The 21,104-nt window shown below is 38.6% G+C and carries 18 protein-coding genes; 15 read left to right on the top strand and 3 right to left on the bottom strand.

Features of this window, described 5'->3' with window-relative positions:
* Positions 1-204: 204 nt before the first annotated feature.
* The 7 genes from HMPREF2988_RS04580 (at position 205) to rbfA (ending at position 9,682) form a co-directional block, all read left to right on the top strand.
* Positions 205-4,557: a PolC-type DNA polymerase III gene (locus HMPREF2988_RS04580; RefSeq protein ID WP_002314810.1), complete on the top strand. Its 4,353-nt coding sequence runs from the start codon at positions 205-207 to the stop codon at positions 4,555-4,557.
* 143 nt (positions 4,558-4,700) lie between these two features.
* Entirely contained in the window at positions 4,701-5,174 is a 474-nt protein-coding gene (gene rimP / locus HMPREF2988_RS04575; protein WP_002308902.1) for a ribosome maturation factor RimP, read from the top strand.
* 22 nt (positions 5,175-5,196) lie between these two features.
* A complete protein-coding gene (gene nusA / locus HMPREF2988_RS04570; protein ID WP_002329343.1) occupies positions 5,197-6,372 on the top strand; it encodes a transcription termination factor NusA in 1,176 nt (391 codons plus the stop codon).
* A 21-nt stretch (positions 6,373-6,393) separates the two neighbouring features.
* Positions 6,394-6,687 carry an RNase P modulator RnpM gene (gene rnpM / locus HMPREF2988_RS04565; RefSeq protein ID WP_002288501.1) on the top strand — a complete coding sequence of 98 codons (294 nt, stop codon included), beginning with the start codon at positions 6,394-6,396 and terminating at the stop codon, positions 6,685-6,687.
* Positions 6,684-6,995, top strand: a complete 312-nt coding sequence (locus HMPREF2988_RS04560) for a YlxQ-related RNA-binding protein (RefSeq protein ID WP_002314812.1) — start codon at positions 6,684-6,686, stop codon at positions 6,993-6,995. The genes rnpM and HMPREF2988_RS04560 overlap by 4 nt, the downstream gene beginning before the upstream one ends.
* 12 nt (positions 6,996-7,007) lie before the next feature.
* Entirely contained in the window at positions 7,008-9,308 is a 2,301-nt protein-coding gene (gene infB / locus HMPREF2988_RS04555; RefSeq protein ID WP_002314813.1) for a translation initiation factor IF-2, read from the top strand.
* Between the two features lie 26 nt (positions 9,309-9,334).
* Positions 9,335-9,682 (top strand): 30S ribosome-binding factor RbfA, encoded by a 348-nt coding sequence (gene rbfA / locus HMPREF2988_RS04550; protein WP_002308906.1) that lies wholly within the window; start codon positions 9,335-9,337, stop codon positions 9,680-9,682.
* A gap of 107 nt (positions 9,683-9,789) precedes the next feature.
* Here rbfA and HMPREF2988_RS13970 read toward each other — a convergent pair whose 3' ends face one another.
* Positions 9,790-10,014 carry a hypothetical protein gene (locus tag HMPREF2988_RS13970; RefSeq protein WP_002314814.1) on the bottom strand — a complete coding sequence of 75 codons (225 nt, stop codon included), beginning with the start codon at positions 10,012-10,014 and terminating at the stop codon, positions 9,790-9,792.
* A gap of 114 nt (positions 10,015-10,128) precedes the next feature.
* On the opposite strand from HMPREF2988_RS13970, the gene HMPREF2988_RS04545 reads away from it, so the two are divergent.
* From HMPREF2988_RS04545 to HMPREF2988_RS04520, 5 genes are all read left to right on the top strand, one after another.
* Positions 10,129-12,492 (top strand): phosphoketolase family protein, encoded by a 2,364-nt coding sequence (locus HMPREF2988_RS04545; protein ID WP_070770075.1) that lies wholly within the window; start codon positions 10,129-10,131, stop codon positions 12,490-12,492.
* Between the two features lie 370 nt (positions 12,493-12,862).
* Positions 12,863-13,786, top strand: coding sequence for a tRNA pseudouridine(55) synthase TruB (truB, locus tag HMPREF2988_RS04535; protein WP_070770074.1), 924 nt, complete (start codon positions 12,863-12,865; stop codon positions 13,784-13,786).
* Positions 13,787-13,789: 3 nt separating this feature from the next.
* A complete protein-coding gene (gene ribF, locus HMPREF2988_RS04530) occupies positions 13,790-14,731 on the top strand; it encodes a riboflavin biosynthesis protein RibF (RefSeq protein ID WP_070770073.1) in 942 nt (313 codons plus the stop codon).
* 392 nt (positions 14,732-15,123) lie between these two features.
* Entirely contained in the window at positions 15,124-15,909 is a 786-nt protein-coding gene (locus HMPREF2988_RS04525; protein ID WP_002308914.1) for a glucose-1-dehydrogenase, read from the top strand.
* A gap of 12 nt (positions 15,910-15,921) precedes the next feature.
* Entirely contained in the window at positions 15,922-16,773 is an 852-nt protein-coding gene (locus tag HMPREF2988_RS04520) for a GRP family sugar transporter (RefSeq protein WP_002288523.1), read from the top strand.
* A 79-nt stretch (positions 16,774-16,852) separates the two neighbouring features.
* On the opposite strand, the gene HMPREF2988_RS04515 is transcribed toward HMPREF2988_RS04520, so the two are convergent.
* Both HMPREF2988_RS04515 and HMPREF2988_RS04510 read right to left on the bottom strand, forming a co-directional pair.
* Entirely contained in the window at positions 16,853-17,305 is a 453-nt protein-coding gene (locus HMPREF2988_RS04515) for a helix-turn-helix domain-containing protein (RefSeq protein ID WP_002329339.1), read from the bottom strand.
* A 459-nt stretch (positions 17,306-17,764) separates the two neighbouring features.
* Positions 17,765-18,133, bottom strand: coding sequence for an iron chaperone (locus HMPREF2988_RS04510; RefSeq protein WP_070770072.1), 369 nt, complete (start codon positions 18,131-18,133; stop codon positions 17,765-17,767).
* 149 nt (positions 18,134-18,282) lie between these two features.
* Between HMPREF2988_RS04510 and HMPREF2988_RS04505 the strand changes: the two genes are divergently transcribed.
* The 3 genes from HMPREF2988_RS04505 (at position 18,283) to HMPREF2988_RS04495 (ending at position 21,084) form a co-directional block, all read left to right on the top strand.
* Positions 18,283-18,765, top strand: a complete 483-nt coding sequence (locus HMPREF2988_RS04505; RefSeq protein ID WP_070770071.1) for a YbaK/EbsC family protein — start codon at positions 18,283-18,285, stop codon at positions 18,763-18,765.
* A gap of 36 nt (positions 18,766-18,801) precedes the next feature.
* Positions 18,802-19,812, top strand: coding sequence for a S66 family peptidase (locus HMPREF2988_RS04500; RefSeq protein WP_070770070.1), 1,011 nt, complete (start codon positions 18,802-18,804; stop codon positions 19,810-19,812).
* Between the two features lie 258 nt (positions 19,813-20,070).
* Complete coding sequence (locus tag HMPREF2988_RS04495) at positions 20,071-21,084, top strand: hypothetical protein (RefSeq protein ID WP_070770069.1); 1,014 nt, start codon at positions 20,071-20,073, stop codon at positions 21,082-21,084.
* Positions 21,085-21,104 lie beyond the last annotated feature (20 nt).

Below are 21,104 nucleotides of genomic sequence, written 5' to 3'. Positions count from 1 at the left end.
TAAAACACAGAAAAGTAAAATAGCTGGATCAGCTGTTTTTGACAACCTGATGTTTCGCTTTTAAAATTGGAACTGTGATGTGAATCACAGTTCCAATTTTTTAATGTAAAACTCAGAAAAAACGAGTATACTAAAAGGTACTGAAAAAGAAGAGGATACGATGTAATCAATTGTATAGTTTCTCATCAGAAAGGGCGTATATCTTTGTCAGAAAAACGAGATTTATTTGAAAAACTGTTGGAACAAATCCAACTAGAGGAAGCAGAAAAAAATCATCCACTGCTTACTGCTGGTGAAATGGATAGTGTAGTGGTCCATCGTAAATCGCGTTTATGGGAATTTACGCTGCATTTTTCTAAAATTTTGCCTATTATGCTGTATCGGTCATTGGCTCAGCATCTGACTGTCGCTTTTAAAGAGATTGCACAAGTCAAATTGAACATCTTAGCAGATGACCAGACATTCGATGAACAGCTCTTGCAAGATTACTGGGCCCAAGCTTTGGAAAATCAGCAATGCGATACACCACTAGCACAGCAAGTATTGAAAACGCAAGTACCTGTGATAAAAGATCGTAAAGTCATCTTGCCAATCGACAGTACAGGGGCTATTTCATATTTGAAACAGCAATACTTACCATTAGTAGAAGAGTTGTTCGTCAGTTACGGATTCCCGAAATTTCGTATCGAACCAGAAGTGGATGAGCAGCAAGCGGAACGTGTATTGAAACTTTTTGAAGAACGTAAACAAGAACAGGCAGAAGCCTTTATGAAGCAAGCAGCTGAAAGTCTAGTTGTTCATGAACAAAAGAAAAAAGAAAGAAAAGAACAGTCGCCAGCTCTTGAAGGACCCATCCAGCTAGGACGAAATATTCCAGCAGATGAGCCCACAACACCAATGATCAATATCGTCGAAGAAGAACGGCGAGTCACTCTTGAAGGGTATGTGTTCGATAAAGAAGTCAGAGAACTACGCTCAAAACGCAAGATCTTGACTTTGAAAATCACAGATTATACTTCATCATTTATCGTCAAAAAATTCTCAAATGGCGAAAAAGATGAACAGATATTTGATGCGATCAGTGTCGGCAGTTGGCTAAAGGTACGTGGAAGTATCCAAGAAGATACGTTTGTCCGTGATTTGGTCATGAATGCCCAAGATATCGTTGAAGTCAAACATACCCCTCGTAAAGATTATGCTCCTGAAGGGGAAAAACGGGTAGAACTTCATGTTCACAGCAATATGAGTACGATGGATGCAACGAATAGCATTTCTGATCTGGTGGCACAAGCAGGAAAATGGGGACACCGTGCCATCGCCATTACAGACCATGGTGGCGCACAAGCCTTTCCAGAAGCTCATAGTGCCGGGAAAAAAGCAGGCGTGAAAATCTTATACGGTGTGGAAGCGAATGTCGTAGATGATGGTGTACCTATTGCTTATAATGATGCGCATGAAGCATTGAACGAAGCCACATATGTCGTATTTGACGTGGAAACGACAGGATTGTCTGCGGTATACGATACCATTATCGAGCTCGCTGCAGTCAAAATGTACAAAGGAAATGTGATCGAAAGCTTTGATGAATTTATCGATCCAGGACATCCTTTATCCCGGACAACGGTGGATTTGACAGGTATTACGGATGAAATGGTTCGAGGATCGAAGTCAGAAGAAGAAGTCTTGCGGATGTTCCTTGAATTTTCAAAAGGTACAATTCTGGTAGCCCACAACGCGGCTTTTGATATGGGATTCTTGAATACTAGCTACGCAAGATATGGCATTCCTGAAGCAGCCAATCCAGTTATTGATACCTTAGAATTAGCCAGATATCTATATCCGCAATTCAAACGTTTCGGATTAGGTGTGTTATCCAAAAAATTTGGTGTCAGCTTGGAACAGCATCACCGAGCAATCTATGATGCTGAAGCAACAGGTCATTTAGCTTGGATCTTTGTGAAAGAGGCAATGGACAATCATCACATGCTTTATCATGATCAGCTAAATGAGCATATCGGAGAAGGAGATTCTTACAAACGAGCCCGACCTTTCCATGTAACGATTTTAGCAAAGAATCAGGCAGGACTGAAAGATTTGTTCAAACTGATTTCAATGTCGAATGTCGAATACTTCGAACGTGTCCCGCGAATACCACGCTCCCAATTGAAAAAGATGCGGGAAAATCTATTGATCGGCTCAGCTTGTGATAAGGGAGAAATCTTCGAAGCCATGATGCAAAAAGGGGTAGAAGAGGCAAGAAACCGAGCAAAATTCTACGATTATATTGAAGTTATGCCAAAAGCGGTCTATGCACCTTTGATCGAGCAAGAATTGGTAAAAAATGAACATGATTTGGAAGAAATTATCCAAAACTTAGTAGAAATCGGAAAAAGTTTGGATAAAATCGTTGTTGCAACAGGCAACGTTCATTATCTCAACGAAGAAGATGCCATTTACCGAAAAATTTTGATCAATTCTATGGGCGGAGCGAATCCGTTGAATCGTCATAGTTTGCCAGATGTCCATTTCCGAACAACCGATGAGATGCTCACCGCTTTTCACTTTTTGGGGGAAGAAACAGCAAAAGAGATCGTAGTGGATAATACGAATAAAATCGCAGATATCTGCGAAGAAGTGATTCCAGTCAAAGATGAGCTTTATACACCGAAGATTCCAGGTTCAGAAGATGAGATATCAGAATTGAGTTACACAAAAGCAAAACAAATGTACGGAGATCCGTTACCTGAAATTATCCAAAAACGATTAGAAAAAGAGTTGAATTCTATTAATGGTAATGGCTTCTCGGTTATTTATCTGATCGCCCAAAAACTTGTGCATAAAAGTAATGAAGATGGCTATCTAGTAGGTTCACGTGGCTCTGTTGGCTCTAGCTTTGTTGCAACGATGACTGGGATCACTGAAGTGAATCCTTTAGCTCCCCATTATTACTGTCCAGAGTGCCAATATTCCGAGTTCTTTGAAGATGGCACATACGGTTCTGGATTTGATATGCCAGAAAAACAATGTCCAAAATGTGGTGCACGCTTAAATAAAGATGGTCATGATATCCCATTTGAGACATTTTTAGGATTCCATGGAGACAAAGTGCCCGATATTGATTTGAACTTCTCAGGTGATTATCAAGCAGAAGCACATAACTATACGAAAGTATTGTTTGGTGAAGACTATGTTTACCGTGCCGGAACGATTGGCACAGTCGCCGATAAAACAGCATATGGGTATGTAAAAGGTTATGAAAGGGACAATAATCTGCAGTTTCGAAGTGCAGAAGTCGACAGATTGGCAAAGGGTGCAACAGGAGTCAAACGGACAACTGGTCAGCATCCTGGGGGGATCATCGTTATTCCAGATTATATGGATGTCTACGATTTTACGCCGATCCAATATCCAGCAGACGATCAAAATTCGGAATGGAAAACGACCCATTTTGATTTCCACTCAATTCACGATAATGTATTGAAATTGGATATTCTAGGACACGATGACCCAACTGTTATACGGATGCTTCAAGATTTATCAGGGATTGATCCACAGACGATTCCTACAGATGATCCGGAAGTGATGCGGATATTTGCTGGCCCTGAAGTACTAGGGGTAACCCAGGAACAGATTTATTCTAAAACAGGAACATTAGGTATTCCAGAATTCGGCACTCGTTTTGTTCGAGGAATGCTAGAAGAAACACATCCTACAACTTTTGCAGAACTACTTCAAATATCCGGACTATCTCATGGTACAGATGTATGGTTAGGAAATGCCGAAGAATTGATTCGACGTGGGGATGCGACATTGGCGGAAGTAATCGGCTGTCGTGATGATATCATGGTTTATTTGATTCATGCTGGATTAGACAGCGGGATGGCATTTAAGATCATGGAAACTGTTCGTAAAGGGCAATGGAACAAGATTCCTGATGAATTGAGAGAAACCTATCTATCCGCGATGAAAGAAAATAATGTACCTGATTGGTATATCGACTCTTGTTCAAAGATCAAGTATATGTTTCCGAAAGCCCATGCTGCAGCTTATGTATTGATGGCTCTTCGTGTTGCTTATTTCAAAGTATATTTCCCTATTTTGTATTACTGTGCATACTTTTCTGTACGTGCAGATGATTTTGATCTAGTCTCCATGTGCAAAGGAAAAGATGCTGTGAAGCAAGCAATGAAAGAAATCACGGACAAAGGGCTAGATGCTTCCGTAAAAGAAAAAAATCAGCTGACCGTGCTAGAGTTAGCCAATGAAATGTTAGAACGAGGATACAAATTTGGGATGATCGATCTGTACAAATCGGATGCAGTTAATTTTGTTATCGAAGGAGATACGTTGATTGCGCCATTTAGAGCTGTCCCTAGTTTGGGAACCAATGTAGCAAAACAAATCGTTGAGGCAAGAAAAGATGGTCCATTTTTATCTAAAGAAGATCTTGCTACTCGCGGGAAAGTTTCAAAAACATTGATCGAATATATGAACGATAATGGTGTATTGAAGGATTTACCAGACGAAAACCAATTATCGTTATTCGATATGTTATAAGCATCTGTTATCTTGTCTGCTTGTAATTTTAAGCAGAGTATGGTATAGTTTTTATAGGTAATGATACTAACTGTGAGTGAGCGGATTTTTCGCTCACTCTTTTTAATGGAATTACGCACTTAATTTTTAAGGAGGCGAAACTTTTGAGTAGCGTCGTTGAAACAGTCACGGAAATGGTGACACCGATTTTAGATGAACAACATTTTGAACTTGTCGAAGTCGAATTTGTAAAAGAAGGAAAAAGCTGGTTCTTACGAGTATTTATTGACAAAGAAGGCGGAATCGATATCGAAGAATGTGCCTTTGTCAGTGAGAAACTGAGCGAAAAACTTGATGCAGCAGATCCAGATCCGATTCCTCAAGCTTATTTCCTGGAGGTATCCTCCCCTGGAGCAGAGCGGCCATTGAAAAAAGAAAGCGACTATGAAAAGGCACTTGGCGATTATGTCCATGTCTCCTTATACCAACCAGTAGATGGCGAAAAACAATACGAAGGATTTCTTCAATCATTTGATGCTGAACAGCTTACATTGAAAATACGCATAAAAACACGAGAAAAAGAATTGACTTTTGACCGAAAAAATATTGCAAAAGCTCGCTTAGCTATCCAATTTTAATCACGGAGAGGAATCAGAAAAAATGAGTAAAGAAATGTTAAATGCGTTAGACGCTTTAGAAGCTGAAAAAGGGATCTCAAAAGAAATCGTGATCGATGCTTTAGAAGCAGCATTGGTTTCTGCATACAAACGCCACTATGGCCAAGCACAAAATGTCGAAGTGGAATTTGATCAGAAAAAAGGAAAGATCCATGTCTATGCAGTAAAAGAAGTAACGGAAGAAGTGATGGATTCACAGTTGGAAGTCTCATTGAAAGATGCACTTTTGATTAATCCAGCATATGAGATCGGTGATACGATCCGTTTTGAAGTCACACCAAAAGATTTTGGGCGGATCGCTGCGCAAACAGCTAAACAAGTTATCTTGCAGCGTGTACGTGAAGCAGAAAGAACGATCATTTATAACGAATTCAGTGCTTATGAAAAAGACATCATGCAAGGAATCGTTGAACGTCAGGATAAACGTTATATTTATGTCAACCTTGGCAAAATAGAAGCAGTTCTTTCTAAACAAGATCAAATGCCAAACGAATTTTACCAACCTCACGATCGTATCAAAGTCTATGTTTCTAGAGTAGAAAATACGTCTAAAGGTCCGCAAGTATTTGTTAGCCGCAGCCATCCGGATCTATTGCGTCGCTTATTTGAGCAAGAAGTCCCAGAAGTTTATGATGGAATCGTTGAAATCGTCAGCATTGCTCGTGAAGCCGGCGATCGATCAAAAGTAGCTGTCCGTTCAAACGATCAGAACATCGACGCAGTCGGTACATGTGTTGGACCAAAAGGACAACGTGTCCAAGCAATCGTCAATGAATTAAAAGGCGAAAACATGGATATCGTTGAATGGAATGAAGATCCAGCTGTATTCATTGCAAATGCATTGAATCCTGCACAAGTCATGGATGTGATTTTTGATGAAACCAATCCTAAAGCTTGCACAGTTGTCGTTCCAGACTATCAATTATCGTTAGCAATCGGTAAACGTGGACAAAACGCACGTTTAGCTGCTAAATTGACTAACCATAAAATCGATATCAAATCAGAATCTGATATGGCGGAATTTTATGAAAAACAAGAACAACAAAACGAAACAGAAGAATTGCATGACGAAGCAATCGTTCAGTCAGATTTGACAGACGATGAGTATGAAACAATTGCGTTCAATAATGAAACGGTCGAAGAAAAGCCAGAAGCTTAACTTTAGTAAGGAGGCAAAGAGATGAAACAAAGGAAAATTCCTTTACGCAAATCCGTGGTTTCAGGTGAAATGAAACCTAAAAAAGAGATGGTCCGAATCACCCGTTCAAAAGAAGGGGAAGTATCGATCGATCCAACTGGAAAAATGCCTGGACGAGGAGCGTATGTCTCACTTGAGCCGGAAGAAGTACAACAAGCTTGGGATAAAAAAATTCTCGATCGAGTACTCGAAACAACTTTAACAGATGAGTTTTATCAAGAACTACTTGACTATGTCACTCACCAAAAAGCACGTAAAGAGTTATTTGGAAAATGAACACAGTCAATCGGCAAAAAGCCATGAATCTCATGGGTCTGGCGATGCGCGCGGGAAAACTGATCACGGGCGAAGAACTGACCATTGCTGAAATCCGCAAACAAAAAGCAAAATTGGTGTTTGTGGCAACAGATGCAAGTGAGAATACAAGAAAAAAGATAAAAGATAAGAGTTCATACTATGAAGTTCCTTGCTTTGAGCTATTTTCTGAAGCAGAAATCACGCAGATGATCGGAAAACCTCGCAAGGTATTCGGAATAATGGATGCCGGATTTGCGAAGAAGACCAAGGAGCTAATTGAAGGTTAGGAAGGTGATTGCATGGGCAATAAAAGAATCTATGAATTAGCAAAAGAACTCAAAAAATCTAGTAAAGATGTCGTGGAAAAAGCACAACAACTTGGCATCGATGTGAAAAACCATATGGGTGCGATTACTAGCAGTGATGAGAAGAAATTGCAACAAGCGTTCAAAAACCCAAGCACGAAACAACAAGCTGCACAACAAGCAAGCAGAAAACCAGCCAATCAACAGCCGAACGATCAACGTAAAAAAGAAGCAACAAATAATCAACAAAAAAATAAAAATAACCGCAGTTATCAAGATCGCGGTCAAGGGAGCGGTCAAGTGAATCAAGGAAAAAAACCAACAACAAACCAAAATAATACGGGGAATACTAGCAGTCAAAATCGTCCAGGAACGAGCCAAGGCGGCAATCAAAACCGTACCAACAACAAACCAAACAATAACAATCGCGGCAAATTTAATAATAACAACCGTAATCGTTATAATAAAAAGGGTAAAAAAGGCAAACAGCAACAATCAACTAAGCCAGCTGTACCACCACGCAAATTCCGTGAATTGCCAGATGTATTAGAGTATACTGAAGGCATGAACGTAGCAGACATCGCGAAAAAAATTCATCGTGAGCCAGCAGAAATCATTAAAAAATTATTTATGCTTGGCGTCATGGTCAATCAAAACCAAGCACTGGATAAAGATACGATTGAACTGTTAGCCACGGACTATGGTATGGAACCACAAGAAAAAGTCCAAGTTGATATTGCAGATATCGATAAATTCTTCGAGTCAGAAGAAGTTGATCCAGACAAATTAGTCTCACGTCCGCCAGTAGTAACGATTATGGGACACGTAGACCACGGGAAAACAACCTTATTGGATACATTGCGCCATTCACGTGTAACAAGCGGCGAAGCCGGCGGAATCACACAGCATATCGGTGCCTATCAGATTGATATTGATGGCAAACCAATCACTTTCTTGGATACACCAGGACATGCGGCCTTTACAAGTATGCGTGCACGTGGAGCAAGTATCACAGATATCACGATTTTAGTTGTCGCTGCAGATGACGGTGTCATGCCGCAAACCGTTGAAGCAATCAACCATGCCAAAGCAGCAGGCGTTCCAATTATCGTCGCTGTAAACAAAATTGATAAACCAGGTGCAAACCCTCAACATGTTATGCAAGAATTAAGTGAGTATGAGTTAATTCCTGAAGCATGGGGTGGCGAAACGATCTTTGTTGAGATCTCAGCGAAATTCGGCCAAAACATCGAAGAATTGCTGGAAATGATCCTGTTAGTCGCAGAAGTAGAAGATTTAAAAGCAGATCCAACACAACGCGCAATCGGAACAGTGATCGAAGCACGTCTTGATAAAGGTAAAGGTCCTGTGTCAACCTTACTTGTCCAAGAAGGAACACTTCATGTGGGTGACCCAATCGTTGTCGGTAATACTTACGGACGTGTCCGTGTAATGACAAACGATCTTGGCCGTCGCGATAAAGAAGCAGGACCTGCAACGCCAGTAGAAATCACTGGCTTGAATGATGTACCTCAAGCAGGTGACCGTTTCGTAGTCTTCGAAGACGAAAAGACAGCACGTGCAGCGGGTGAAGAACGCGCAAAACGTGCATTATTGGAAAACCGTGCTGCAAGCAGCCGTGTAACCTTGGACAACTTGTTTGAAAGCTTGAAAGAAGGCGAGTTGAAAGAAGTTAACGTCATTATCAAAGCCGACGTTCAAGGTTCAGCAGAAGCATTAGCTGCCTCGCTGAAAAAAATCGAAGTTGAAGGCGTACGTGTGAAAATCGTCCATTCAGCGGTAGGTGCAATCAATGAAAGTGACGTAACACTTGCAGCAGCAAGTAATGCGATCATCATTGGATTTAACGTCCGTCCTACACCTCAAGCAAAAGCGCAAGCAGAAGCTGAAGAAGTAGACATTCGTTTACACCGTATCATTTACAAAGCTATTGATGAAATCGAAACAGCGATGAAAGGAATGCTAGATCCTGAATTTGAAGAAAAAATCACTGGTCAAATGATTGTACGTGAAACATTCAAAGTATCCAAAGTCGGCACGATCGCTGGTGCATATGTAACAGAAGGCTATATCCGCAGAGACAGCGGTGTCCGTGTGATCCGTGACGGTATCGTTATCTACGAAGGCCAATTGGCAAGTTTGAAACGTTTCAAAGATGACGTAAAAGAAGTCAAAATGGGCTATGAATGCGGTGCTATGATTGAAAAATTCAATGACATCAAAGTAGATGACGTAATTGAAGGATTTATCATGGAAGAAGTCAAAAATGACTAAAAACTGATAAAAGGAGGCCAATCATTATGGCTAACTATCGTGACCGCCGAGTCGGTCAAGAAATCTTAAAAGAAGTCAATGCGATTCTACGTAAAAAAGTAAGAGATCCTCGTGTGCAAGATGTAACGATCACTGATGTACACGTAACAGGCGATCTTCAACAAGCAACAATCTATTACAGCATCCTTTCTGATTTAGCATCTGAAAAGAAAAAAGCACAAGAAGGATTGGATAAAGCATCAGGATTGATTCGTCGAGAGCTAGGGCACAATCTAAGTATTTACAAAACACCTGAGTTGTCCTTTGAATTAGATGAATCAGTTGTCTATGGCAACCATATCGATGAATTGCTTCGTGACTTGAACAAAGACTAATCAAAAAATCCTGCAAATCCTGTGAAATCAGGGGTTGCGGGATTTTTTTGTTTTCATTAAGACGTATTACTTAAGAGTTCCATGACTTTAGTCTTGCGGCGTGTCAGTTAACCAAAAAAGAGAAAAAGAAAAGTAAAAAATTCGACTTTCTTTTTTCTATAGTATATAAATTTTTGCATATAGATAAAGATCAAGATACCGATGACGGAAGCTAGATTGTAATCCATTGTAGTGACAGTCAGGTTATATAGCCAAGTAACTAGAAGATCAGTGGAACCTGCACCATAAAAGTTTGAATTTGTCGGTCTGCCGCCAGTTAAAAGAAAAATCACGTTGGAGTTATTGACAAGATATAAAATCCAAGCAAATGAACAGAAGTGCTTATTAGGTTTCAATTAGGAGTATCTGCGCTAGAATAAGAGTAATAATGAAAAGGAGTGTTACGTATGGATTATTCTAGTAAAGAATACTTTGATAAAATGACGGCTTGGTGGCGTGCTGCCAATTATCTTTCTGTCGGGCAAATTTATCTTAAAGATAATCCCTTACTGAGACGTACATTGAAACCAGAAGATGTCAAAAAACATCCAATCGGTCATTGGGGAACGATTCCTGGCCAAAATTTTATTTATGTCCATTTGAACCGAATCATCAATAAATATGATTTGAACATGTTTTATATCGAAGGGCCAGGACACGGCGGACAAGTCATGGTATCGAATGCTTATTTAGATGGAAGTTACACAGAGATCTATCCAGAAGTAACGGAAGATGAGACAGGAATGCAAAAATTATTCAAGCGATTTTCATTTCCTGGAGGCATTGCTTCTCATGCAGCACCAGAAACACCAGGTTCTATCCATGAAGGGGGAGAGCTTGGATACTCTCTTTCACATGGAGTCGGAGCTGTATTAGACAATCCTGAAGTAATCTCTGCTGTCGTGATTGGTGATGGTGAAGCAGAAACCGGTCCTTTAGCTGGAAGCTGGTTCTCAAATGTCTTTATCAATCCGGTGATAGATGGAGCTGTTTTACCAATCCTTCATTTAAATGGTGCTAAAATAGCCAACCCAACGATCTTGGCACGTAAATCAGATGAAGAATTAGCAAATTACTTTAACGGACTTGGCTGGGAACCTTTCTTTATTGAAGGAAATGATCCAGAAAAATTAAATCCTGTTATGGCTGAAAAAATGGATCAAGCAATCGAGAAAATCAAATCCATCCAAAAAGAAGCTCGCCTGAAGACAGCGACAGACGTCGTGATGCCAAAATGGCCAGTATTGATCGTACGCACACCAAAAGGATGGACCGGTCCAGAAGAATGGGACGGGGAGCCAATTGAAGGAACCTTCCGAGCACACCAAGTACCGATTCCTGTAGATCAAGAACATATGGATTATGCAGATGCTTTACTCCGTTGGTTGAAATCCTATGAACCAGAAAAATTATTTGATGCACAAGGACGTATTTTAGAAGAAATCAGAGAAATCGTGCCCACTGGTGACCAAAGAATGGCAAAAAATCCTATCACCAATGGCGGAATTAATCCGAAACCGCTTATTATGCCAGATTGGAAAAAATATACTTTGCAATTTGAACAACCGGGCTCCGTTAAAGCAGAAGATATGACTGAACTTGGTAAATTCGTTCGCGAGATCATTGAGAAAAATCCAGAAAATTTCCGTATATTTGGACCAGATGAAACAAAATCAAACCGATTGAATCAAGTTTTCAAAACGACAAATCGCCAATGGATGGAAAAAATCGAACCAGAAAATGATGAATGGCTTTCGCCATCTGGTCGCGTCATCGACAGTCAATTATCGGAACACCAAGATGAAGGGTTCTTAGAAGGGTACGTTCTGACTGGACGGCATGGTTTTTTTGCAAGTTACGAATCATTCTTGCGAGTGGTTGACTCTATGTTGACTCAGCACTTCAAATGGATGCGGAAATCACATGACCTTTCTTGGCGAAATGATTATCCTTCGCTGAATCTCATTGCAAGCTCAACAGTCTTCCAGCAAGATCACAATGGATATAGCCACCAAGATCCAGGAATATTGACACATTTGGCAGAAAAGAAGGCGGAGTTCATCCGTGAATATCTGCCTGCGGATGCAAATACATTGCTCGCAGTCATGGATAAAGCATTCCGCTCGTCAGAAAAAATCAATTTGATCATCTCTTCCAAACATCCGCGTGCTCAATTTTACTCAGCAGAAGAAGCAGCCGTCTTAGTGAATGAAGGCTTGAAAATCATTGATTGGGCTTCGACAGCAAAAGAGGAGGAACCTGAATTGGTCATTGCTGCTGCAGGAACGGAATCTAACTTAGAAGCATTAGCAGCTGTGACTTTGCTGCTGGAAGAATTCCCAAAACTAAAAATCCGGTTCATCAATGTCGTAGATTTATTGAAATTACGTCATCCAAGTCAAGATCCGCGTGGGTTGAGCGATGAAGAATTTGACCAATATTTTACAAAAGACAAACCGATCTTATTTGCTTTCCACGGTTATGAAACATTGGTCCGCACGATTTTCTTTGATCGTCATAACCATCATTTAATGATTCATGGCTACAAAGAAAACGGAGATATCACGACACCATTTGACATGCGTGTGGTAAATGAACTTGACCGTTATCATTTGGCAAAAGATGCAGCTTTAAAAATCAAAGGAAGTCAAGCAGAAGATTTTGCAAAAAAAATGGATCAGAAATTACAAGAACATCAAAACTATATTCGTGAAAATGGTATTGATCTGCCAGAAGTATTGGATTGGAAATGGAAAAATCTTGACCAATAAAGTGATAAAATCGACCCCGAAAAACAGATTTTTTTACATTGATCAAGAAACTGAAAAAATAAATAAAAAAAACGGAAAAAAGACTGGAAGAATGGCCAGTCTTTTTTTTTTCGTTTTTGGGAAGTGAAAACCAATCTATTTACCTGTAAGCCACCCATAAATCCAATCAAATGGTGCAAAGAAAAAATCTTCCATTCTATTCCCTCCTTTAAAAAAAGCATAACATGGTTTCTATTTACATGAGCATGAATTTTGTTACGTTTTTATTGCCGAAAAATAAAAACCGTTCATTATGATGTCAAATTCGTCAGTAATAGATGCAATGTGTTATAATAATTCAGTTAAATCAAAAATGAAATGGAGAAAAGACATGGACGGGTTATTACCTTTATGGAAAGAACGCGGAATGACAAGTCATGATTGCGTATTCAAATTAAGAAAAAACTTACATACGAAAAAAATCGGACATGGGGGTACGCTTGACCCGGATGTAGACGGTGTATTGCCTATTTGTATCGGAAAAGCCACAAAAGTTATCGAATATTTGACAGATTCTGGGAAAATTTATGTGGGCGAGATGACTCTAGGTTTCAGTACAACGACGGAAGATCGATCCGGAGAACGAGTAGAAACAAAACCAGTGGATATGTCTTTATCTGAAGAAAAAATAGATGAAGTGATGGCTTCATTTATTGGTGAGATCACCCAGATACCGCCAATGTACTCAGCGGTAAAAGTAAACGGTAAACGGTTATATGAATATGCACGGAATAATGAACCAGTGGAGCGGCCTGTTAGAAAGGCTCAAATTTACCGTTTTATCCGAACAAGTGAACTGACAAGAGACGAAGTGGCAGGAACCATTTCTTGGCGTTTCGAAGTAGAATGCGGGAAAGGAACCTATGTCCGTACATTAGCTGTGGATACAGGCAAGAAACTTGGTTACCCTGCACACATGTCTGATCTCACTCGAACAGCAAGTGCCGGTATGACCAAAAAAGAAGCGTTAACATTAGAAGAAGTAGCTCAAGCTGTAGAAAAAGGTACGATTGATGAGTATTTGCTGCCAATTGAAAAAGGAGTGGAACGGTTCAAACGAGTAGATATTACTGATGAGGTATGGCAGAAAGTAAAAAACGGTATGAGACTTGATTATACTGTATTTGCGCTCCCAGAAATGCCTTCAGAGGAAATTGCCTTGTTTTATAAAGAAAAAGTCGTAAGTATCTACCAGCCAAACCCAAAAGAAAAAAATAAACTAAAACCTAGTAAAGTATTGAGAAATGAGGAATAACGAATGAATATCATCAAGATCAGACATCCTTACCAACCAGAACAAATTCCAGAAGACGATGTCGTTTTAGTACTGGGATTTTTCGACGGCGTGCATATCGGACACCAGAAAGTCATAAAGACAGGTATGGAAATTGCACAAAAAGAAGGATTGAAATTAGCATTGATGACTTTCAATCAACATCCATCGATTGTTTTTAAGAAGATCGATCCTAGCAGTGTGAAGTATTTGACTAGCCTGAAGCAAAAAGAAGAAAAAATGGCAGCTTTGGGTATCGATTATTTATATGAAGTCGATTTTACTTCTTCTTTTGCTCATTTAGCGCCACAAGAGTTTGTTGATCAATATATCGTAGGATTACATGCGAAATATGCTGTTTCCGGTTTTGATTACACCTATGGACCAAAAGACGTTGCAGATGTCGCTCATTTTCCTGAATATGCTAAGGGAAGATTCAAAATCGTCACAGTCTCTAAAGAAGAAGAACAAGGCGAAAAAATCAGCTCTACACGTATTCGAGGATTGCTAGATAGCGGTCAAGTAAAAGAAGCGGCAAAACTATTAGGTTGCATATACGAGGTGGAAGGGGTAGTTGTTCATGGCGATGCACGAGGCAGATTATTAGGATTCCCTACAGCAAATGTCAAAGTAAAGAGCACAGTCCATTTACCTAAAGAAGGTGTTTATGTATCGGAAATAAAAATTGGGGAAACTTGGTATCCAGCCATGGGTTCAATTGGACATAACGATACATTCGGTGAAGGACGGGAGCTGACTGTAGAGCTGTATATTTTGGACTTTAATCAAGATATCTATGGCGAGCACGTCAAAGTACGTTGGAATCAATTTTTAAGAGATCAAGTGAAATTTTCAAGTGCAGAGGAATTGATTCAACAACTCAAGGAGGATGAACAAGCAACAGCTGAATATTTTTCTCAGCAATAAAATAATGTCCGTGAGAGCTAATCTTTATGCATAACTAGCAATTACAACGAAATGGTTGATAAATAAGTGCATGAAAGGGCTGTGGCAAAAGTCTTGTCACAGCCCTTTTTCCGAATAAACGGTGTTCCAGAAGTAGCTTCTTCGGAAATAAGCCGAAATTTCACAAAAATTTGAAAAGCAATTTTCGTCAATTCCTTCTTATTTCTTGAAGCTGACCACTTCTGTCACAACCTCTTTCTTTATAAAAATAGAAGGATGCTACCAATTGATGAAAACGATTACTAGAGCGTATCATTTGCTTTAGACTATATATATTGGTGTACACTCACTTTAAGGCGGAAATAAAAGTTATCCGTAATAACAGGTTTAGGTATAAAAAAGGAGTGGGTACTATGTATAAGGAATTAGAAAACAAAGTCGCAGTAGTAACTGGCGGATCAAAAGGGATTGGAACAGCGATTGCTCAACGATTCGGTAAAGAAAAAATGAATGTAGTCGTCAACTATAATTCGGATAAAGAAGGGGCAGAAAAAGCAGTCAAAGCAATCGAAGAAGCAGGCGGAAAAGCAGTCTCTGTACAAGCAGATGTCAGTTCCGAAGAAGGAATACAGCGTTTACTTGATACGGCTTTAGAAAATTTTGGGACACTGGACATTTGGGTTAATAATGCTGGGATGGAAAATCAGCATCCGACCCATGAACTTAGCCTTGAAGATTGGGAAAGAGTATTAAAAGTCAATTTGACTGGCGTTTTTATCGGAACGAAAGCAGCTTTGAATTATTTTACAGAGAATGATAAAAAAGGAAATATCATCAATATGTCTTCTGTTCATGAACAAATCCCATGGCCAACATTTGCTCATTACGCTGCTTCAAAAGGCGGGGTAAAATTATTTACCGAAACGGTAGCAATGGAGTACGCACCTAAGGGAATCAGAATCAATAGTATAGGACCTGGCGCTATCCGTACACCTATTAATGCGGCAAAATTTGATGATCCTGAACAAAAAGAACTCTTGGAAAGTATGATCCCGCTAGGACGCGTAGGTGAACCAAAAGAAATAGCAGCGGCAGCTGCATGGTTGGCTTCAGACGAATCCAGTTATGTTACAGGTATTACACTATTTGCAGATGGTGGGATGACTTTATATCCTTCTTTCCAAGGTGGAAAAGGATAAGGGTGAATAAAAATGGGTTTATTGATTGCATTGATCCCGGCAGTTGGGTGGGGGATCCAGCCACTGATTTTGAAAAAGATTGGCGGCAGACCAACAAATGAGATATTAGGAACTGGTATTGGAGCGGTGCTCGTTGGCTTACTCGTTCAATTATTCGCTTCTCCAGCTGGTATTTCAGTGACTACATTTTTGATTAGTTTACTTTCTGGTGCATTTTGGGTTATTGGACAAACAGGACAGTATACATCTTTCAACTTGATTGGTGTTTCTAAAACGATGCCTATCTCGACTGCATTACAGTTAGTCGGAACCTCGTTGATTGGTGTCTTCGCTTTTGGAGAATGGTCTGGAAGTATGGGGAAAATCATTGGTGCAGCAGCGATCATTCTTCTTGTATTTGGTTCTGCTTTAACGGCAATCAGTGATGATCCTGGAAAAAAAGGCGGTATCACAAAAGGAATCAGTCTATTAGCATCAACAAGTATTGGTTATTGGGTTTACAGTGCATTGCCCAAACTAGTTGATGCAAGCGGACTTTCCATTTTCTTTCCGCAAATGATCGGTGTCTTTTTAGGGGCAGTTATTTATGTGATTTTCCGAAAACCAACTGCATTTTCTGAAGATAAGAGTTGGAAAGCAACAATAGTTGGAGCCATCTTCAGTGTGTCAGCGTTGGCTTATATTTTTTCAGCGAATGAAAATGGGGTTGCTACTGCATATATCATTACACAGCTAAACGTAGTTATCTCTACATTAGGCGGTATGTACATCCTGCATGAAAATAAGACACCAAAAGAAAAAAAATTAACGATTATCGGCTTGTTGCTGATCGTAGTAGGAAGTATGGTCACGGTCTTTATTTGAGGACAAAGAGAGCAAAAGATTACTTATAAAACGTGCTAGAATTTCCAACACCATTGGAAATTCTAGCACGCTTAATCGTCTAAGAAACAAGTGAAATATCTGTCTGCATCAATAATTTTCCATTGATCCATTGACTAAAGTTCGTTACATAATTAAAATTACCACCTATAAGTATCTCCGCATGATTATCTTTATAAAGATCGTATTGTAAAAGACGGTCTTTTTTATTTGCGTAAACATCGTTATGGTACTGGACTAATTGTTCTCGGAATTGATTGATCGCTGTAAAATCACGATACTGAAGGTTGAAACGCATCGTGATTGGTGCATCTAGCATGAATCGCTGCATGTCTTTTGCTGCTTCATCTGCTTGATCTCCGTAAAGAAATTCAAAAAGATTACGTTCAGAAAATTTCCATTGTCCGCCGACCTTTGTTCCTTTTAGTTTTCCTTCATGAAGATAATTTCTGATAGAACGTGTAGTAACACCTAATTGTTCGGCTAATTCATTTACTGAGTAAAAATCTTTCAATGTTCACCCTCCTATGTGAATGATTCTATTGGTTTGGTTGTTAGCTGCTTTATCACGAGATGTAGAAAGAACGATCTCACTTAAAGTCATTGCAAAAAACGAATCAGAAAATTCTAACTTTTCTTTCTCTAAAGAAATTCATTCTCTTCTAAAGTGATATTATATTTAAATATACCTGAAAATAATGGATAGTATTATGAAAGATTGCTGATATTTTCTCGTATTTTTTCCTTATTCAAAAGATTTGCAGGAAAATTGCTGAAAAATAATTTTACTAAGTTGAAAATTCAAGGTCATTCGTATTAGTGATTTTTTTCAGCACAAGAAAGACTCCTTATAAAAACAGCAGATACTTTGCCAATTAAGTGTTTAACCAGTGAGGATAAAAAGGATAGAACAAAGCCTGTACAAGGTAATGGATAGATTCTTCGCCAGTACAGGTTTTGTTTGTATAAAGCTTTATCGCCAAAATTTATCATGATCTTTCTTGTCTTCAATATTAAATGCAATCAATTGGTCAATCAGTTCCCAATTGATTGCACTTTTCCAAGGAACTTTGATGACATTATCCGTATATATGTAACCAATTTCTTGGATAGTCTTTTCAAGGGCACGAATCGCTGCTTTTTCTGGTGCGATGGAAAAATGATTTTTAGCAAAACTGAATGCAATAATAAAGGTACCATGATCAGTAAAGGTAGGCTGGTTCCATTTTACAGTTGTGTCTAGCTGGGGATATGTCTTCGCTATCTTAGAGAAAAGGTCATTGATCTTTTGTTGATTTTCTTTTTCTTTTATTTGATCAATAATCAGCCGGAATTTTTCCATTCTAAAACGCCTCCATTAAGTGGTTTGATTTATTTTACCAGAAAAACAATGGTTATGTATAAAAATAAATTAGAAAACAAGCGATATTGTATCCGGTATATTTTGATGATAAGATGGCTCAAAGACCAAAATAGAAAAGAGGCATAAAAATGATTGACTTGGCAAAGAAATTCTCACACGCAAACATTTATTATGAGTTGTATCATCATCGAGCTATTTATACAAATGAAGATGCCTTGGTGGTAAAGAAAGAGCAAGGATTTACAGGCACAGAGACCAAAAGCTTATTCTTAAAAGATAAAAAAGATAATAACTATGTATATCTGACTTTTACTACGAAACAAACGGATTTCAAGGCATTAGGAAAGATCATCGGTAAAAGGCTTTCTATTGTTTCATCAGAACATATGGAAGAACAAACGGGACAAAAACAGGGCGCTGTTTCTCCATTTGGTTACGAAGAACAGATACCGATTATTATTGACGAAGAACTATTGTCAAAAGAAAAACTTGTTTTTGCACCAGGGAGACCAGATCAAACGATGGTCATCAAAACGATTGACTTAAACAAAATCATCCAGCTACTTAAAATACCGATGTTTTTGATGCCAGCAAATGAAAACAACGACTAAACAAACAAAATAGTGCTTATTAGGAGTGGAAGCATTATGATAAGATATCCGTCATTAGGAAAAAGTACAACGATAGGGATTACTGCACCATCATCGGGCGTACCAGAAGAACACCACCTGTTACTAGAAATGGCTATAAAGAGTATGGAAGAAAAATCTTTTCATGTCGTTACTGGAAAGACGCTGTGGACGCAAGATAAAGAAAAATCAGCTCCAGCAAGAGAACGAGCAGATGAATTCAATCAAATGATGCAAGATGAGAATATCCAAATGATTCTTCCACCTTGGGGAGGAGAATTATTGATTGAGATCCTCGATTCTGTCGATTTCGATGCGCTACAGCCAAAATGGATAGTAGGTTATTCAGATATTAGTACGTTGCTACTCGCCGTCACATTAAAAACAGGGATAGCCACTGCACATGGGACCAACCTTATTGATTTAAGAGGAAATTATTCAGATAAAACGACAGCGATGTGGAAAAGTGTGCTAGAAACAGGCAAAGGAGAATCAATCTTACAGCATTCTTCTGAAAAATATCAAAAAGAATGGCATCATGAGCAACCGTCACCTTCAGTTTTCCATCTTACTGAACCAACAAATTGGCAATCAATCAGCGGAGAGGCAGTAAGGATAAAAGGCCGATTATTAGGTGGTTGTATAGATACAATCAGACATTTAATTGGTACACCTTATGGAGATGTCCAAACGTTTAAAAGAACGTATAATGATGGAAAGCCAATCTTGTGGTTTCTAGAAAACTGTGAGCTATCGTCCGTTGATTTAAGAAGATCACTTATTCAGATGAAACTAGCAGGATGGTTTGAGGACAGCTCGGGTATCATGTTCGGCAGAAGTGCAGCAGAGGATTTGCTAGATTATCGAATGAAGGATGTATATGAAGATCTTTCAAAAGAATTGAACATACCAATCTTGTATGATATTGATTGCGGTCATGTACCGCCACAACTAACATTGATCAACGGTGCCTACGCAGAAGTAGCGGTAGAAGACGGAAAAGCGACTGTTTTGCAAACGTTTATTTAGCAAAAAATATAGGGGATTTTCCACGTGAGGTTGTGAAAAAGCTCCCTTGCATCAAGTAATACGAACAGCCAAATAAAAACAGCTTCTCATGGTTTATGACTATTGTGACTTGTGGCTGAGGATTTGATAGGAGAACAGTTTTTATTTAATGATTTTTTACAAATTTAAGAAAAAATAGTTCTAATTGTGAAGCAATAAAAATAGATGTTTTGCTATCCTTATATAAGTAAGATATATTTTTGATAATGGAGTGAGATTATGGATGTAGTTAACTTGATAAATGACTTCGAAGGTTTTAGTATTTACAAAGAATTTGATCCAAAATTGTTTGCAAAAAGGTTCAATAAGTTGAAGAGACCAAGTGAATTTGAATATTATTTTAATATATTTGAGAAGCAACTCAGAGCAACTGATAACAAAAATTATCTTTTATATCATGAAAATGGATTATCTTGGACCGATGCTTTATTGAAGCTTTGCGAGAAAAAATTGAATAGCCGTGAAGAATTTGATTCTTTTCTAGAAAAATTCCGGTCACCTTACATTAATGAAGTATATATTCAGAAGAAACGTATAGATTATGGACAAGATAAACTAGAAGGGTTTAGTAGATTTGATATCAATCAAGAATATGATCCACGTCTTTTTACAAAAACATTTGGGAATGTAAAAGAATCAAGAGAATTTGTTAACCATTTTTCCGTATTCGAACAACAACTGAAGGCTTCCGCTAATAGCAAAAGTTTAGAAATCTATCATAAAAATGGGCTAGTTTGGACGCAAGCTGTTTTAAATCTATTAAAAAATAGATTAACAGTATCATCTAGATACGATACATTTTTGAAAAATTTGAATTCACCATTTATCAATGACCGCTATATTAAGCAAAAACTTGATGAATTAGTTGCTCCTGCTCTCGCTAAAAAAGAAATAGAAGATACAGGCGTAAAAAAGAAAATTCCACTTCCAGTAAGAAGAGAAAAGAAAAAACAAGTTGTTCAAGCTGCTGGATCAACAAGTCATTTTGAGAAATTTGAGAAACAAGATACAAAGAAAAATCTTTCACAGATAAAATCAATGACACTAAGTCATTCTAATGAACAGCAAGAATTAACCTATGCACAATTACAATTTGATAATAACGTTAAATGTCCTAATAATGCTAGAAGTGTTTCTGCAGAAAAGACTATCTATGCAACCATTCGACACACTAAGGACCAGCCTATCAAAGACCAGCAAAAAAACTATAGAAAAGAAAGTGAAAGAAGCTGACAAAATGCTGTCAGCTTCTT

The organism is Enterococcus sp. HMSC061C05 (genome assembly GCF_001814765.1).
In the GTDB taxonomy this organism is placed as follows: domain Bacteria; phylum Bacillota; class Bacilli; order Lactobacillales; family Enterococcaceae; genus Enterococcus_B; species Enterococcus_B lactis.
The sequence above is the reverse complement of the archived record's forward strand: the minus strand, read 5'-3'. Positions and strand labels throughout refer to the sequence as shown.

What these genes read in the sequence shown, in the direction of transcription:
- nusA (WP_002329343.1), top strand. Translation starts at nt 5,197, where the DNA reads ATGAGTAAAGAAATGTTAAATGCGTTAGACGCTTTAGAAGCTGAAAAA.
- rnpM (WP_002288501.1), top strand. Translation starts at nt 6,394, where the DNA reads ATGAAACAAAGGAAAATTCCTTTACGCAAATCCGTGGTTTCAGGTGAA.
- HMPREF2988_RS04560 (WP_002314812.1), top strand. Translation starts at nt 6,684, where the DNA reads ATGAACACAGTCAATCGGCAAAAAGCCATGAATCTCATGGGTCTGGCG.
- infB (WP_002314813.1), top strand. Translation starts at nt 7,008, where the DNA reads ATGGGCAATAAAAGAATCTATGAATTAGCAAAAGAACTCAAAAAATCT.
- rbfA (WP_002308906.1), top strand. Translation starts at nt 9,335, where the DNA reads ATGGCTAACTATCGTGACCGCCGAGTCGGTCAAGAAATCTTAAAAGAA.
- HMPREF2988_RS04545 (WP_070770075.1), top strand. Translation starts at nt 10,129, where the DNA reads ATGGATTATTCTAGTAAAGAATACTTTGATAAAATGACGGCTTGGTGG.
- truB (WP_070770074.1), top strand. Translation starts at nt 12,863, where the DNA reads ATGGACGGGTTATTACCTTTATGGAAAGAACGCGGAATGACAAGTCAT.
- ribF (WP_070770073.1), top strand. Translation starts at nt 13,790, where the DNA reads ATGAATATCATCAAGATCAGACATCCTTACCAACCAGAACAAATTCCA.
- HMPREF2988_RS04525 (WP_002308914.1), top strand. Translation starts at nt 15,124, where the DNA reads ATGTATAAGGAATTAGAAAACAAAGTCGCAGTAGTAACTGGCGGATCA.
- HMPREF2988_RS04520 (WP_002288523.1), top strand. Translation starts at nt 15,922, where the DNA reads ATGGGTTTATTGATTGCATTGATCCCGGCAGTTGGGTGGGGGATCCAG.
- HMPREF2988_RS04510 (WP_070770072.1), bottom strand. Translation starts at nt 18,133, where the DNA reads ATGGAAAAATTCCGGCTGATTATTGATCAAATAAAAGAAAAAGAAAAT.
- HMPREF2988_RS04505 (WP_070770071.1), top strand. Translation starts at nt 18,283, where the DNA reads ATGATTGACTTGGCAAAGAAATTCTCACACGCAAACATTTATTATGAG.
- HMPREF2988_RS04500 (WP_070770070.1), top strand. Translation starts at nt 18,802, where the DNA reads ATGATAAGATATCCGTCATTAGGAAAAAGTACAACGATAGGGATTACT.
- HMPREF2988_RS04495 (WP_070770069.1), top strand. Translation starts at nt 20,071, where the DNA reads ATGGATGTAGTTAACTTGATAAATGACTTCGAAGGTTTTAGTATTTAC.